The sequence below is a fragment of the Acinetobacter chinensis genome (assembly GCF_002165375.2).
Taxonomy (GTDB): domain Bacteria; phylum Pseudomonadota; class Gammaproteobacteria; order Pseudomonadales; family Moraxellaceae; genus Acinetobacter; species Acinetobacter chinensis.
The window spans coordinates 329,985-345,006 of the sequence record NZ_CP032134.1 but is presented as its reverse complement, the minus strand read 5'-3'; the positions used below and the strand labels follow the sequence as shown (position 1 = coordinate 345,006).

Here is a 15,022-nt window from a genome sequence, read left to right as displayed (position 1 = left end):
GAGGTAAAAAAGCTCATGTTCAAAATCATGGGCTTTTTTATGCGCTGTCGAAACGCATCAGTTACTCTGATTTACATTTAAGACAGTGCTTTCTCAAACGCTGTACATTGGCAAATACATTCTGTTCATCAATAATCACGGCATAGCGTCCATTATCAATACGCCAGATCAACAAGATCACAGAATAAAAAGGAATCCTGGATGAATATTCTGATTGTACATGCCCACCCCGAGCCACAGTCTTTTACCCACGCCCTGAAAAACACCGCCGTGGAAGAATTACAGCGACTGGGTCACCAGGTTGAAATTTCTGATTTATATGAAATGGGGTTTAACCCTGTCGCATCCAGAGAAGACTTTACAGCACACGGCAACTCTGATTATCTGAACTATGCACTGGAACAGCGCCATGCCTGCAAAAATCATGCATTGACACAGGATATTCAGACCGAGGTTGAAAAGGTTCAGAGAGCGGATCTTGTGATTCTAAATTTTCCTATGTACTGGATGTCTGTCCCTGCCATTTTAAAAGGCTGGATTGACCGTGTTTTTGTTTCCGGGATTTTCTATGGTGGAAAGCGTTTTTACAATCACGGCGGGATGCTTGGTAAAAAAGCCATGCTCTGCTTTACACTGGGTGGACGTGACCATATGTTTGGTGATGGTGCCATTCATGGCTCTATGGATCATATTTTAACTCCTGTACAGCGTGGCACACTGGCTTATGTGGGCTTTGAAGTTCTGCCCCCGTTTATTGCCTATCATGTGCCTTATATTTCAGAGGATGCCCGTAAACAGATGATTATGGACTACCAGCAACACCTGCAGCAGCTGGAACAGTTAGAGCCACTTGTTTTCCCTGAACTGGAACAGTTTGACGAGCGGCTTTATCCACTCTGAACTGGTCTGCCAGGCTTAAATCTGTGAATGAAAACAGCGAAAAGTCAGATTGACCCGTGGTTCAGTCACCCGGGTTGATTTTGCCAGGCAGTGCTTCCAGTAGCGCTGTGTCTGTCCCCGCATCACAATCAGCTGTCCACTTTGCAACTGCATATCCACTTTTTCAGCTTTCCATTTATGCTGAAATCTGAACTTTCGGGTCGCACCCAGGCTGAATGACGCAATCACCACTTCATGGTTGTCAGGTGAAACCAGTGAGGGTTCATCATCACTGTGCCAGCCTACGCCCTGCGTGCCGTTTTCATATAGATTTGCCAGACATGAGTTATAGACATGACCCGTCAGCTTTTCAATATGCTGTTTCAGTCTGTACAGCCCTGGGTTCCATACATGTGCCTGTTTCGCCATGCCTGAATAGTGATACTGATAATGTTCATCGCCATACCATACGACTTTACGCTCTGTCCGATAGTACTGACCATGCAGATATACTTCGTCCTGCTGCCATGCCAGCTGCTGTAAAAAAAAGTTCAGATACTGCTGACTTTGCTGAGCATCCAGAATCAAACCATAGTCCTGCACCTGACCATCACAGGGCAATAAATTTTCCTGAGCTTCGGGAGTGAACAGTTCCAGATTCATGTCGTCACACTCCATTCAAAATTATTCATCTACACAGACATTTTAGTGATTTATACAGCCACTCACCATCTTCACAATTCAAAACATTGTATGCGCTTGTGACACAGGCTGGATGGGCATAGACTGCTGATATCTGAACAATAAAAACAAAGTCTTATGAATCTGTGGCAACTTTTTCAGAAAATCCGTCCCTTTGTCCGCCCCTATCGTGGACTGGTGATTCTGACTCTGACACTGACCCTGATCGGTTCCCTGCTGGCGCAGGTCAACGCACTGACTCTGAAATATGCGGTGGACAGCATCAACAGTCTGTTGCAGCAAGGACAGGGGCTGACACAGGGCTGGCACATCATTATCACCATCACGGTGGTTCTGCTGGCTAAAGAAATACTGAATACCGTGATTAATTTCAGTCAGAGCCTGCTGGGGGGAAAACTGCGCTTAATGGTGTCGCAAAGTCTTGCCCAGAACATGATTGAAAAATTTATCCGGTATCGTCTGAGTTTCTTTGAACAGGAAGACCATCAGTCTGGCAAATTACAGACCCGTATTGATCGGGGTATCAGCCACTTAACCCGCTTAATTCAGATCTTCTTTATTGATATCCTGCCTTTATTCACCAGCGCCATCATTGCTCTGGGACTGATGTATTTCGCCAATGTCTGGGTCGGTCTGATCGCAACCATTATTGTCCCGATCTATTTCTGGATCACGTTTAAAGAATCACAGAAACTGCTGACCAAACGCCGCGCCATCCGTGATGTATTTGAAAAGAAAAATCAGGGCATTCATACCATCATCAACTCCATCACGGTCATTAAATCATTCAACCGTGAAGCAGATGAGTCTGCCCGTCAGCTGGCACTGCAGAAATCGCTGACTCAGAACCAGCTCAGTGCGCAAAAAACCGGTTTTTTCTATGATGGTATTAAAACTTTCCTGGAACAGGCGGGCGTGGTCTTTGTAATTATTCTGACCGCATATTTCGTGCTGGATGGACAGATGAGTATCGGGATGATCATGTATCATGTACTGCTGTTCAACAATGTCTCTGCACCGATCCGTTCCCTGCACCGTATTTATGATGAAGTGAACAATGCCATGATTTACGCTGAAGGCTATTTCAAAATTCTGGAAGCCGATGACGAAATTGAGGTCAGTGGAGCACTGAAACCACCTGTGCATGGGCACTTTGAACTGAAAAATGTCTGTTTCAGCTATCCCAATGGGCATCAGGCGCTGCACAACATCAACATGAGTATTCAGCCCAATAAAATTACCGCCCTGGTGGGTCTGTCCGGTGCAGGAAAATCAACCCTGATCAGTATGCTTGATAAGTTCTATACGCCCTCCTCAGGCAGTATCAGTATGGATGGTGTGGATCTGCAGCAGATTGATACCGCCTATCTGCGTGAACACATTGGACTGGTACTGCAGAAAAATCATATTTTCCAGGGTTCAGTGTTTGAAAATATCCGCTATGGCAAAACAGATGCAAGCATTGAAGATGTCATGACCGCGGCAAAAAAAGCCTCCATTCATGAACAGATCATGAAACTGCCTCAGACTTATGAAGCCGATGCTTTGATGCTTTCAGGCGGTCAACAGCAGCGTATTGCTCTTGCCCGTATGTTCCTGAAAAATCCACCCGTTATTTTCCTGGATGAACCGACTGCCAGCCTGGATGCCATTGCCGCAGAGCAGATCAAGCAGAGCCTGGATGAAATCAAACAGGGGCGGACAGTTATTATTGTGTCGCACAGCCTGTCGCAGATTATTGATGCAGACTATACCTATGTCATGCAGGATGGACATATTGCCGAACATGGTGAGCATCAGCAGCTTTATCATCAGGATGGTGCCTATAAGGAAATTTTTGATGCGATGGCAAAAAGCCTGAACATTGACAAAATTGCACGGACTTTTGGTGAGGAGGCCGAGGAAGAAACGCACAGTTAGATGCTGTTATTCCCTGCTGACTGTAAGTTTCAGCCATAAAACAAGCCTTTCAGATGAAAGGCTTTTAATACTCTTAAACACTCAGGGCTGTTTCAGATACGGCCATGCAGCTTTTAAATAAATAAACATCGACCATAAAGTCAGTATGACGGCGGTATAGAGTAAACCATACGCCAGCATTTCCAGGGGTTTCCAGTTGAGCAGGAAAACCGTAATCGCAATCATCTGAAAAGCGGTTTTGTATTTTCCGACCGTAGACACAGCCACATTGGTTCTGGCGCCCAGTTCTGCCATCCACTCACGCAAAGCTGAAACTGTAATTTCACGTGAAATAATCACAATCGCGGCAAAAGCCATGGAAATTGAAGGCTGCCACTGTACCAGTACAATCAAAGCCGCTGCCACCATCAGTTTATCGGCAACAGGATCTAAAAAACGTCCGAATGCTGAAGTCTGATTCAGTGTTCTGGCAAGATAACCATCAAACCAGTCTGTGACTGCTGCCACAACAAAAATAGCGGTCAGAATAATATGACGGGACATACTGCCATCATGACCGTGAATCCCGATTGCAGGCGGCCAGTACGCCACCAGCAGAAACACAGGAATCAGTACGATCCGCGCCAGAGTCAGGATATTGGGAATATTCAGGATTTGACCTGTTGTCATAGACACCGCCAGCGTTCCTTTAAATGCACGAATTTGAATGCATACTGATTTTTGAAGATTTATCCACCGTTTACAGGCTTCACTTTATACGAAATGACCTACAGTGTCACTAGGCAAACACCGTAACCGTCTGTCTTGAAATCGCAATCAGTCTGTTTTCAGCATCCCAGAGATGGGCATATTCGGTTGCATAACCATCAGATGCAAAGTCTGTAAATACTTTATATTTAAACCAGTCCAGCAACTGATGCTGAACAGGATGAACGCAGGTCACATGCCAGGTCAGTGAACTGGCGGGAGACAATGTTTTAAACATCGGCAGTACACCAGGCGGCCAGATATCCATCAGTGCCAGCAGGTCAGCTTCGGTAAACACCCTGTTTTCATGTTTTTCAGGATTGAAGCGGAACCAGCCACCAAAGTCAGGTTTTTCACTGCCTGTACAGGGAAAACGTCCCTCAGCCCAGCCCACATCGAACTGTTCATAACACTGAGGCATTGCGGCATGTCGGGGTAACATGCTCAGTGTTTCAGGCGCAGCATAATCTGGAGCCGCCCGTTCCTGATGTACCTGTATCGCAGATTCACGCTGTGCTCCAAAACTGGCGATCAGAATACTCTGAACGGCATCATCCTGCCATAACCGTACTTCTATGGTGGTTACTGACTTTCCCTGCCTCAAAATTTCAGCCGTGACACGTGCCTGGCTTTCCTGCACAGGTCCAACAAAAGTCACACTGGTACTGAGTAAACGTTTTCCAGGATCGGCAATGGTGACAACCGCCTTATGCATCATCATGCTGGCAACCAGTCCACCATAAATGGTTCGTCCCTGTAACCATCCTTTGGGTATATCAATCCATTCATTCTGCTCAAGCGCTTTAAAGACCTGACTGAGTGACATGTGGGGCATCCTTCATTTTGACTGTTGCTATCCTTGCCTGTTTTTGCGCTGATGTGAATGATCAATGACTCATGCGTCAGTGAGCATTTATGCAAATGCGTTGCCCCAGAAACCCATCTCGCCTCACTCGTGCAGTACTTTATAAATGGTTCTCGCCATAACATCTCCCAGCCCAGGAACCAGTTTCAGATCATTTTCGGATGCTTTCAGCACCCCCTGAATTCCACCGAAATGCGTCAGCAAATCACGACGGCGTTTAGGACCCAGTCCTGGAATTGCTTCAAGCACAGAACCACCTCGGCGTTTGTCACGCTTTGCACGATGTCGGGTAATGGCAAAACGGTGTGCTTCATCCCGCACCTGCTGAATCAGATGCAGGGCTTTATGATCTTCAGGCAACTGAATTTTTGTGCCATCGGTAAAATGCAGGGTTTCCAGTCCAGGCTTCCGCCCCTCACCTTTCGATACACCGACCATATATGCATCCAGTCCAAGTTCCTGCATGACTTCCATTGCCATATGCAACTGCCCCTTACCCCCATCAATCAGCAACAGATCCGGCAACATGGCTTTTTTATAACGTCGGGTCAGTGCCTGACGCATGGCTGCATAGTCATCACCACCGGTAATATCTTCGATGGCAAACTGTCGGTAATCACGCTTACGCGCTCCCCCTGCATCAAACACTACGCAGGAAGCAATGGTCGCCTCACCCATGGTATGGGAAATATCAAAGCATTCAATCCGGTCTATCGGACGCCCACAGATTTCTTCAAGCTGATGAAAACGCTCATTCAGTTCCAGATGATTGGCAAGTTTTCCTTTTATGGCATGCTGAACATTCATTTCCGCGAGTTCCAGCCATTCAGCACGGGTCTCACGAACACTGTGTTTAATCTGAATTTTCTTTTCAAACTGCTGATGCATCGCCTGCTCAAGCTCTTTACGGTCGGGCAGCTCAGTATTGACGATCAGCTCTGCAGGAACTTCGTCTGCCACCTGAAAATAAAAGTTTGCCATAAAGTCAGACAGCATCTGCCCCAGATCATCACCCTGCATATCTGGAAAATAGCTTTTCCCACCCAGCATTTTACCGTTGCGGACATGCATGATCTGCACACAGGTCACCCCGGCCTGGTAAGCAATCGCCAGAATATCTGCTTCACCTTTGAGTTTATAAATCGCCTGCTGTGACTGCACATCACGCAACAATGCCATACGGTCACGGTAAAACACTGCTTTTTCAAATTCGAGTTTTTCTGCGGCTTCTTCCATTTTCTGAATCAGTTCCTGATTCAGCTCCCGGGTGTCTCCATTTAAAAAGCGGATCGAATTCTGTACATCCTCATTGTAGGCTTCAGGGCTGATCAGCCCTACACAGGGCGCAGTGCAGCGCTTGATCTGGTACTGTAAACAAGGTCGCTTACGCTGTGAAAAATAGCTGTTTTCACACTGCCGGACATTAAACAGTTTCTGTAACACCAGTAGGGTATCACGTGCGTTGTAAGCACTCGGATAAGGGCCGAAAAACTTCCCAACCTGATGCTTGCCTTTCCCCCGCCCCGATGCAATTCGTGGATAAGGTTTGTCTGCGGAAACGAAGATATAGACATAGGATTTATCGTCCCGCAACATAATGTTATACGGCGGACGATGCAGTTTAATCAGGTTCTGCTCAAGCAACAGTGCTTCAGTTTCAGAACGGACCACCAGCGTTTCTATATTATAAATGCGGGCAACCAGCGCCTGGGTTTTCGGATGTTCAATGGTTTTGACGAAATAACTCGATACACGGTTTTTCAGATTTTTAGCTTTGCCCACATACAGCAGTTCCCCCTCTTTTCCCAGCATCTTATAGACTCCGGGAAGTGTGGTCATACTGGCTAAAATTTTTTCAATATTTTCACGTGCGTTTTCGTTCACAGCAGACTTTTTAACTTTGGACTATATCTGGATGATGTCGTCTCAACGCTGTTTTTTCAAGCCTGCTCAAATAAATTTTCACTCACAGCCCTTTAACGTGGCTCCCAATTTTCATCAATGGTCCTGTTACTTTCTGAAAAGCAGTGCTGTTCATGAAATCACAGTACAGGTCCGCCTCGCGCCAGATCTGTTCATTCTCATCGTAATATTTGCTGTGCTCAATCAGTTCATTCTGGTGGTGATATTTCCCCCAGTAGTCCACGCCATCCATCGTTAAACGGACATTAATCCGTGGAACTTTTAAATCAGGCTGATATCTGATCCATGCAACGCCACTCCAGTTTCCAGTGGTCTCCACAGCCGTGTCTTTAAACTGTTCTGAATAATCCAGTGCAGGATAGAACTCGATATAATCCTGATTATTGCTCACCGAGATCTTCTGCCAGCAGACTGATCCAGCATGAAACCGTTCGTTCTCAAGATTCAGACCCAATACTGTCAGTAAAATCTGCCCCGTCGGTGTTTTATCCATTGCATAAAATGGACTCAGTCCATCGTCACTGATTTTTCTGCCGGAAACATCTGTTTTTTTATACTGAGCACTCAGCATCAATGGGTTGCCTGAAACACCATTATTGATGTCATATGTCAGCCGGTCTCCATCAAAAGTGGCTTTTTCCCCCAGCAGATAGTGATTCTCTGACAATACAGGTGGCAACCTTTCAGATACCCCATACTGAGTCAGGTATTGTCCAGTTGCACTGGCTATAGATGGACTTCCTTTCAGATACTGGACAGTCAGTTGCCCCTCAGCATTAATCCCGTATTTTCTAAAAATCAACCCATCTGCATTATTATTGAGTTCAGAAGTATACAACCCATGATCTACAGGCTGTGCCTGTGCAGATTCAGTATCATCTGAACCACCACACCCCGCCAGTGCCAGTGTCCCTATCAGCAAAAAACTTTTTTTCATTTTATATCATCACTTGTTCTATTTTTCATCATTATCAGTCAGTTGCTGACCATATCACAAGCTATAAACACCACAATGTCAGCATTCTTTTAACAATCATCTGATTGTTAAAAGCTATTAATCCACTATTTTAAATTTGCTATGCTGAATCTGATCTGCCCATTTCTTTATCAGGTTCAAACTGCATGACCATTGAAAATGCTGCCATTCATATCGTAAAGCCCGTTTCTGCCAATGTGGATAACAACGCTCAACCGTTCAGACCAGGCAAGTCACGTTTTCATTTTGAACCTGCCGAAGTCATGCAGCATTTAGAACAAAGAATCATTGGGCAAAAACAGGCTTTAAACGAAATAAAAAAAATGCTGCATGTGGTGAAAGCTGATTTTTCATCACCTGACCGACCTCTTTCTGTCACCCTGATGCTGGGTCCTACCGGTGTCGGTAAAACTGAAACCGTCCGTTTGATTGCAGAAGCCATCTATGGGCAGGCAGACGCTTTTTGCCGTATCGACATGAATACACTGGCACAAGAGCATTATGCTGCAGCCATAACCGGTGCTCCTCCTGGTTATGTCGGCTCCAGAGAAGGTCACAGCTTATTTGATGAAACTGCCATTGCCGGTTCACACACCCGCCCTGGTATTGTGCTGTTTGATGAACTGGAAAAAGCATCGACAGAAGTGATCCGTGGCTTAATGAATATTCTGGATACAGGAAAACTGACCCTGACCGCTGGAACCAAAACCATTGATTTCCGTAACTGCATGATCTTTATGACCAGTAATATCGGTGCGCAGGCAGCACAGCAATATCTGGATAAACTGAATCTGTTGCCTAAAAAACTGCAGGATCTCTGCCTGAAACGTGTACCAACTCAGACCATCATTGAAAAAGTCATGTTCAGGAAATTTGATCCTGAATTCTTAAACCGGATTGATCGAACCCTGCATTATCAGGCTGTTCAGGCAGATGCTTTACCCCGTCTTGTCGAAATTGAACTGGAAAAACTCAATCTGCGGCTGAAACCACAGCAGCGTCAGATCACACTGAGCGATACTGCCAAAGCCTGTTTTTATCTAAACCATGATATCCGTTTTGGCGCACGGCATCTGACCCGAAAAATACGGACTGAACTTGAGCCACTGCTGGCTGTTCACTTTCTGAATCATCCCAACCAGAACCATCTGTATATAGACCTGATCAATCAACAGCTGCGTGTCAGAGATCCTGCCTGAAATCAGATTTTCGAGGCAATCAATAATAATAAGTCTGATCCATTTCCACAGCTTTCAGATGATGATTCAGCTCAAGTCGTTGAAGCCGCTGTTGCAAAGTCATATATATTTTCTGTCTGAGCTTCAGGGTCACAGCAAATTCAAATCTGTGCTGCTGACTGTCCATCGGCTCTCCCTGCTCATTCAGCCTGTAAACCGTCAAGCACCTGGAAGGTACATGCCACGTTCCAGGTCTTGAACGTACCTTCATGGTTGGACCAAATACAAACTGGTATTCCGCATAACGATAAACCCTTAGCCTGAAAAAATGTGACCGGACAACCAGTTCATTTTCCTTAAAGGTCAGTCGGTAATGAAATGCCATATAGAAACAACACGCTGTAAGAAAAACCCCAACAGCAGTCATTAAATACTCTGTTGCATCGTGATAGCTCAAATACAGCCACAGCAGGAATATGCCGAAAACGATAAAAAGACGGTATATATTATTGGGATAACAGGCATTCATTTTTTATTCTTCAAGCAGTTTCAGGAAGCAAACAAATCACTAAATATTGAGTTTTCAGACAGATCAATAAAAAAAAAAGGACACCATTCCGTGCCCTTTTTATACTGTTTTACTGAGCGTGTTATCTCAATACATTCAGAGCTTTGGCAGCAGTATTGTTATAGTAGCTACAGCCCTGCTCATTATATTTCAGCATGATGTTATTCAGATAATAATCTGCTGTCTGAACTGGTGTATCTGCAAGTAAGGCTTTGACTTTTTCACTTTCAGTTCTGGCACTGTAATTTTCAAAATCATACATTTCGCCATAGTAGGCTTTGCCTTGGTTATTCACGACCGCAAATGAGTCTTTAAGCAACCCGTACTGATCAAAGAACTGGACATATTTCCACTCATGTCCTGCCCAGGTGCCTCCTGAAATACGATAAGTCCACTGATTTTCAGCACCCCAGTCTGCTGCCACTCCTGGCAGTATATCCACCATGTCCTGATAACTCCCCCTGGTCTCCAGATCTTCCTGTTCAAAACGGATATACCCCTGACTGGATGTAGTTTTATCTGTTCTATAACAGACTGAACCCGCAGGAAACTGCTGAACCGGTTTCAGATAAGCCTGAACAATCTGACTGCTCAAACTGCTGTTTACGTTGAGGAACTTAAAATATTCACGATACCCAGGATACACCACAGAAAAAATATCTTTACCAGAAACATCCACTTTTTTCAGTATTTCCGTTCTCAGAGTACCTGGTGCACTGCTGAAAGTCAGTGTTTCTTCATTCAGTGCACGGGTTACAGCATCCACCCATGTATTATTATAAAGCTTTGAAGGCGTCAGTAAAAAACTGTCTGGACCTAAAGTTGTGCGGTACTGTACCTGCCCTGTACCACCATTAATATATCGGATGGTTTCTGTTTCAAGCGTTTCATCATCAACAATAAAAGTATAATCAGCAGTAACAGAAGCCTGAGGTGTAACCACCTGCGCTGAGGATGAACTGTCACCACCACCACCGCCACAGCCCGTCAGGGTCACTGCGATCACAACTGAAGACAGACAAAGTGTTAAATTTTTCATATTCATGTTCTATTTCGTAGTTAATATTCTAATTAACACGAAGTATATTTTCATGAAAAAACAAACACAATATCAACATAAATAATTGTTTTTATTTAAAATATTAAAAATAAATCTCTAAGTAAAAATCTGATTTATCAATTAATCTTTCAGCATCAATGATTTGCTAAACAGTTCTTTATTTTTCGGAGAAACGAGAACTGTACAACTTTTTCCATTTTTCAGATAAACGACTTCCAGTCTGTCCAGTGACAGTGCCGGAGATGAAACAGAGTTGGTCGTCGCAGTGATACTCTGGATATCTGCTACAGGAATTTTCCAGGTCAGCCACATACAGTGAATCGTCAGTATGCCATCACTGATCACATAACGTGTGTTCAGCACAGGCCACCACACCACAACAGCCGCCAGTACATAGACTGCCGTATGTACGGGATACTGCACCATCGTACCTTTGGCATACATGGTCAGCAGCAGCTGCACCAGCATTCCGGTCAGACAGATAAAAAAACCTAAAACCCACCAGTCAATTCTGGAACGAAATTTATGCATAAAGGACTCCTGCTTAGTGAGCATCTTACACAAAACACTCTTTGCAGTGCAGTTTTAAATCTTTATTTTTCTGATAAAAAACACCCCGAATGGAGTGTTTAATTTCAGTACCTGTACGGCTTTAAAACACATAAGGTCTGATAAAGATCAGGAAGAAAATGCCGAGCATTAAAAACCATTTCAGGAAATAATAAAGCTTACGGTTAGTGGCTTTAAGGGCTTTAGCCTTGACACGCAAGCGGTAAATATAGCCGAATGCTTTATTCAGCCCACCGGTCTGATCCCCTGCTTCATTTGGAGAGCTGGCGGCTGTCATGACTTTTTTACCAAACCAGTGATTGAACCGCTCCATCATTTTTGACTTTAATGGGCGTTCAACGTCTGCAAAGAAAATGATACGGTTCTGATCTGTGGTGTTCTCAGCATAGTGAATATAGGTTTCATCAAACACCACACTCTCACCATCACGCCATGAATATTTCTGACCATCCACATCAATAAAACAGCGGTCATCATTGGGTGTGATCAGCCCTAAGTGATAACGCAATGAACCTGCATAAGGGTCACGGTGACGAACCAGCCGGCTATCGGGTGCAAGTTCAGTAAACATTGCTGCCTTAATCGTCGGCAATGTTTTTAACAGTGCCGTGGTCTGAGGACACAGTTCCGCAGCGGACGGATGCGCTGAGTCATACCATTTCAGATAAAAACGCTTCCAGCCGGTTTTGAAGAATGAGTTAAAGCCCAGGTCATCATATTTACTGGAAGCCTTAATTCCGCCCTGATCATACAGTGCTCTCGCTTCATCCCGAATCATTTCCCAATTGTCATCCAGCACTTTTAAATCTTTAAAATGCTGCGAATCAATATAAGGCTCGTTCGGAACTTTTGAAAACATATACATCAAAAAATTGATGGGCGCCAGAATGGTGGAATGGTCAAAAAACTGACGGTAAAACGAATGACGTACCTTTCCTCGTCGCTGAATATACAGCGCAGAAACAATAAAAACAGCTAAAATGATCCACTTAATCATACATTTACTCGGGAGATTTCAAGCAGTCGGCCTGATTAAAAAACAAATGAATTATCACATGACACAATTGTATCAAATTTTATACAGTTACGGTGCCCATAAGGCTCAGACACAGTGTTACATTTTGCCTCATCAGCCCCTGTTTCAAATGGCAATTGACCATTCTGCCCAAAGTTTTCAGCCTGTCTCTTGAAAAAAAATGGCTTATTTCAATCTCTAAAAAGTGGTTACCTGGTAAAAAATATCATCTGAAACATAAGCTTCATAATCAGAACCCAGGCTGATTTCATAACAACGCCTGTGATTACACGGTTTCAGTGAAGAAAAATTGATGACCCTTGCGTCACGGCTTGATACAACTTGTTATGTTCTTTTTGGATATAGTTATCGTAAGATTAGCGAAGCATAAATGTCCGCTGCAACTGCGTACATGCTTCAAAACATCAACTCATAAGTCCTCCAAAAAAGGAGATCAGGGCATGATCCACGCTGGCAATGCCATTACCGTCCAAATGCTTTCGGACGGAATCGCAGAATTCCGCTTTGACTTACAAGGTGAGTCGGTTAACAAATTCAACCGTGCAACGATTGAAGACTTTCAGGCTGCTATTGCTGCTGTCAAAGCTGACAGTTCCATCAAAGGCTTAATCGTTACCTCTGGTAAATCCACATTCATCGTTGGTGCAGATATCACTGAATTCGGTGATAACTTTAAACAGGGCGAAAGCGCAATTGTAGAATGGGCAATGCCTGTTCATGAAATTTTCAACTCATTTGAAGATTTAGAAGTTCCTAAAGTTGCGGCGATCAATGGTATTGCGCTGGGCGGCGGTTTTGAAATGTGCCTGGTGTGTGACTACCGTGTCATGTCAGAAGCTGCAACAGTTGGTCTGCCAGAAGTTAAACTGGGCATCATCCCAGGCTTCGGTGGTACTGTTCGTTTAAGCCGTGTGATCGGTATCGACAATGCTGTTGAGTGGATTGCCACTTCTGCAAACAAAAAACCTGCTGCTGCACTGAAAGATGGTGCTGTAGATGCAGTTGTTGCTGTGGACAAATTACAGGACGCTGCGATTGACCTTGTTAAACAGGCAATCTCTGGTCGTTTAAACTGGAAAGCAAAACGTCAGGAAAAATTAGAGCCTGTTAAGTTAGACATGCTTGAACAGATGATGGCGTTTAACTCATCTAAGGGTGTGGTACTTGCGAAAGCAAACCCTGCTCAATACCCTGCGCCAAAACTTCTTCTTGATTCACTTCAAGCGGGTGTCAGCCAGGGTCGTGATGCAGCATTAAAAATTGAAGCTGAAGCATTTGCTAAAGCTGCGATTACACCACAAGCAGGTGCATTGATTGGTTTATTCATCAATGATCAGGTTGTGAAAAAAGCATCGAAGAAACATGAAAAAGGTGCGCATCCTGTTAACCAGGCAGCTGTTTTAGGTGCAGGTATCATGGGTGGCGGTATTGCTTACCAAGCGGCAAGCAAAGGCACACCAATAATCATGAAAGATATTGGTAATCCACAACTTGCTTTGGGTATGTCTGAAGCGAATGGCTTGTTGACCAAACAGGTTGAACGCAAACGCATGACTCCTGCGAAAATGGGTGAAACCCTTGCTCGCATCCGTCCGACTTTAAGCTATGACGAATTTAAAGAAGTCGACATCGTGATTGAAGCTGTGACTGAAAATCCAAAAATCAAAGAAGCTGTATTACGTGATACAGAAAGTAAAGTTCGTGAAAACACGATCATTGCTTCAAATACTTCGACGATTTCAATCACACGCCTTGCAAATGCATTAGAGCGTCCTGAAAACTTCGTAGGTATGCACTTCTTTAACCCAGTTCACATGATGCCTTTGGTTGAAGTGATCCGTGGTGAGAAAACTTCTGAAGAAGCGATTGCAACCACTGTTGTTTTAGCTCAGAAAATGGGTAAAACACCGATCGTTGTCAACGACTGCCCAGGTTTCCTTGTAAACCGTGTATTGTTCCCTTACTTCGGTGCATTTGACCTGTTACTTAAAGACGGTGCTGACTTCCAGCAAGTTGATAAAGTAATGGAAAAATTCGGCTGGCCTATGGGTCCTGCATACTTGATCGACGTTGTTGGTATCGACACAGGTGTACACGGCGCAGAAGTGATGGCGGAAGGTTTCCCTGACCGTATGAAGCCTGATTATAAAGGCGCGATCGAAATCATGTATGAAAACAAACGTCTTGGTCAGAAAAATGACGTTGGTTTCTACAAGTATGAACTTGATCGTAAAGGTAAAAAAGCCAAAGTGGTTGATCCAACTGCATACGAGCTTGTTGCATCTATGGCAACGACTGAAAAACACGAGTTTGATGCTCAGGAAATCATTGACCGTATGATGCTGACTTTCTGTAACGAAACTGTTCGTTGCTTAGAAGACAACATCGTATCTACTGCGTCTGAAGCAGATATGGCAATGATCATGGGTGTAGGTTTCCCTCCATTCCGTGGTGGTCCATGCCGTTACATCGACCAGACAGGTGTTGCTGAATACGTTGCGCTTTGTGACAAATATGCACACTTAGGTAAGGCTTATGAAGCGCCACAAATGTTGCGTGACATGGCTGCTAACAACAAAAAATTCTACGGTTAAGGAG

The 15,022-nt window shown here is 44.4% G+C and carries 13 protein-coding genes; 4 read left to right on the top strand and 9 right to left on the bottom strand.

Annotation, left to right across the window (positions count from 1 at the left end):
• Window positions 1–201: 201 nt before the first annotated feature.
• Window positions 202–900, top strand: coding sequence for an NAD(P)H-dependent oxidoreductase (locus CDG60_RS02420; RefSeq protein ID WP_087512611.1), 699 nt, complete (start codon window positions 202–204; stop codon window positions 898–900).
• A 15-nt stretch (window positions 901–915) separates the two neighbouring features.
• Here the strand turns inward: CDG60_RS02420 and CDG60_RS02415 are convergent, their stop codons facing one another.
• Entirely contained in the window at window positions 916–1,542 is a 627-nt protein-coding gene (locus CDG60_RS02415) for an alpha-ketoglutarate-dependent dioxygenase AlkB family protein (protein ID WP_087512610.1), read from the bottom strand.
• 156 nt (window positions 1,543–1,698) lie between these two features.
• Here CDG60_RS02415 and CDG60_RS02410 point away from each other — a divergent pair, with 156 nt between their 5' ends.
• Window positions 1,699–3,501 (top strand): ABC transporter ATP-binding protein, encoded by a 1,803-nt coding sequence (locus tag CDG60_RS02410; RefSeq protein WP_087512609.1) that lies wholly within the window; start codon window positions 1,699–1,701, stop codon window positions 3,499–3,501.
• An 81-nt stretch (window positions 3,502–3,582) separates the two neighbouring features.
• Here CDG60_RS02410 and pgsA read toward each other — a convergent pair whose 3' ends face one another.
• From pgsA to CDG60_RS02390, 4 genes are all read right to left on the bottom strand, one after another.
• Window positions 3,583–4,170 carry a CDP-diacylglycerol--glycerol-3-phosphate 3-phosphatidyltransferase gene (gene pgsA / locus CDG60_RS02405; protein ID WP_087512608.1) on the bottom strand — a complete coding sequence of 196 codons (588 nt, stop codon included), beginning with the start codon at window positions 4,168–4,170 and terminating at the stop codon, window positions 3,583–3,585.
• A 109-nt stretch (window positions 4,171–4,279) separates the two neighbouring features.
• Window positions 4,280–5,074, bottom strand: a complete 795-nt coding sequence (locus tag CDG60_RS02400) for a thioesterase family protein (protein WP_087512607.1) — start codon at window positions 5,072–5,074, stop codon at window positions 4,280–4,282.
• Window positions 5,075–5,197: 123 nt separating this feature from the next.
• Entirely contained in the window at window positions 5,198–6,997 is a 1,800-nt protein-coding gene (gene uvrC, locus CDG60_RS02395) for an excinuclease ABC subunit UvrC (protein ID WP_087512606.1), read from the bottom strand.
• Between the two features lie 82 nt (window positions 6,998–7,079).
• On the bottom strand, window positions 7,080–7,973 hold the full coding sequence (locus CDG60_RS02390) for a hypothetical protein (protein ID WP_087512605.1): 894 nt from the start codon (window positions 7,971–7,973) through the stop codon (window positions 7,080–7,082).
• A 185-nt stretch (window positions 7,974–8,158) separates the two neighbouring features.
• Between CDG60_RS02390 and CDG60_RS02385 the strand changes: the two genes are divergently transcribed.
• Entirely contained in the window at window positions 8,159–9,211 is a 1,053-nt protein-coding gene (locus tag CDG60_RS02385) for an AAA family ATPase (protein ID WP_087512604.1), read from the top strand.
• A gap of 19 nt (window positions 9,212–9,230) precedes the next feature.
• On the opposite strand, the gene CDG60_RS02380 is transcribed toward CDG60_RS02385, so the two are convergent.
• The 4 genes from CDG60_RS02380 to lpxO all read right to left on the bottom strand — a co-directional run bounded on the left by CDG60_RS02380 (window position 9,231) and on the right by lpxO (window position 12,385).
• The gene (locus CDG60_RS02380; protein ID WP_160116955.1) at window positions 9,231–9,647 is read right to left on the bottom strand and encodes a hypothetical protein; all 417 of its coding nucleotides are present in this window, start codon (window positions 9,645–9,647) and stop codon (window positions 9,231–9,233) included.
• Between the two features lie 193 nt (window positions 9,648–9,840).
• Entirely contained in the window at window positions 9,841–10,797 is a 957-nt protein-coding gene (locus tag CDG60_RS02375) for a hypothetical protein (protein WP_087512602.1), read from the bottom strand.
• A gap of 141 nt (window positions 10,798–10,938) precedes the next feature.
• Window positions 10,939–11,349, bottom strand: a complete 411-nt coding sequence (locus tag CDG60_RS02370; RefSeq protein WP_087512601.1) for a PH domain-containing protein — start codon at window positions 11,347–11,349, stop codon at window positions 10,939–10,941.
• 121 nt (window positions 11,350–11,470) lie between these two features.
• Window positions 11,471–12,385 carry a lipid A hydroxylase LpxO gene (gene lpxO, locus CDG60_RS02365; RefSeq protein ID WP_087512600.1) on the bottom strand — a complete coding sequence of 305 codons (915 nt, stop codon included), beginning with the start codon at window positions 12,383–12,385 and terminating at the stop codon, window positions 11,471–11,473.
• Window positions 12,386–12,864: 479 nt separating this feature from the next.
• Between lpxO and fadB the strand changes: the two genes are divergently transcribed.
• The gene (gene fadB / locus CDG60_RS02360) at window positions 12,865–15,018 is read left to right on the top strand and encodes a fatty acid oxidation complex subunit alpha FadB (protein WP_087512599.1); all 2,154 of its coding nucleotides are present in this window, start codon (window positions 12,865–12,867) and stop codon (window positions 15,016–15,018) included.
• The last annotated feature ends 4 nt before the right edge of the window (window positions 15,019–15,022 follow it).

What these genes read in the sequence shown, in the direction of transcription:
- lpxO (WP_087512600.1), bottom strand. Translation starts at nt 12,385, where the DNA reads ATGATTAAGTGGATCATTTTAGCTGTTTTTATTGTTTCTGCGCTGTAT.
- CDG60_RS02375 (WP_087512602.1), bottom strand. Translation starts at nt 10,797, where the DNA reads ATGAAAAATTTAACACTTTGTCTGTCTTCAGTTGTGATCGCAGTGACC.
- CDG60_RS02420 (WP_087512611.1), top strand. Translation starts at nt 202, where the DNA reads ATGAATATTCTGATTGTACATGCCCACCCCGAGCCACAGTCTTTTACC.
- pgsA (WP_087512608.1), bottom strand. Translation starts at nt 4,170, where the DNA reads ATGACAACAGGTCAAATCCTGAATATTCCCAATATCCTGACTCTGGCG.
- CDG60_RS02370 (WP_087512601.1), bottom strand. Translation starts at nt 11,349, where the DNA reads ATGCATAAATTTCGTTCCAGAATTGACTGGTGGGTTTTAGGTTTTTTT.
- fadB (WP_087512599.1), top strand. Translation starts at nt 12,865, where the DNA reads ATGATCCACGCTGGCAATGCCATTACCGTCCAAATGCTTTCGGACGGA.
- CDG60_RS02410 (WP_087512609.1), top strand. Translation starts at nt 1,699, where the DNA reads ATGAATCTGTGGCAACTTTTTCAGAAAATCCGTCCCTTTGTCCGCCCC.
- CDG60_RS02415 (WP_087512610.1), bottom strand. Translation starts at nt 1,542, where the DNA reads ATGAATCTGGAACTGTTCACTCCCGAAGCTCAGGAAAATTTATTGCCC.
- CDG60_RS02390 (WP_087512605.1), bottom strand. Translation starts at nt 7,973, where the DNA reads ATGAAAAAAAGTTTTTTGCTGATAGGGACACTGGCACTGGCGGGGTGT.
- CDG60_RS02385 (WP_087512604.1), top strand. Translation starts at nt 8,159, where the DNA reads ATGACCATTGAAAATGCTGCCATTCATATCGTAAAGCCCGTTTCTGCC.
- CDG60_RS02400 (WP_087512607.1), bottom strand. Translation starts at nt 5,074, where the DNA reads ATGTCACTCAGTCAGGTCTTTAAAGCGCTTGAGCAGAATGAATGGATT.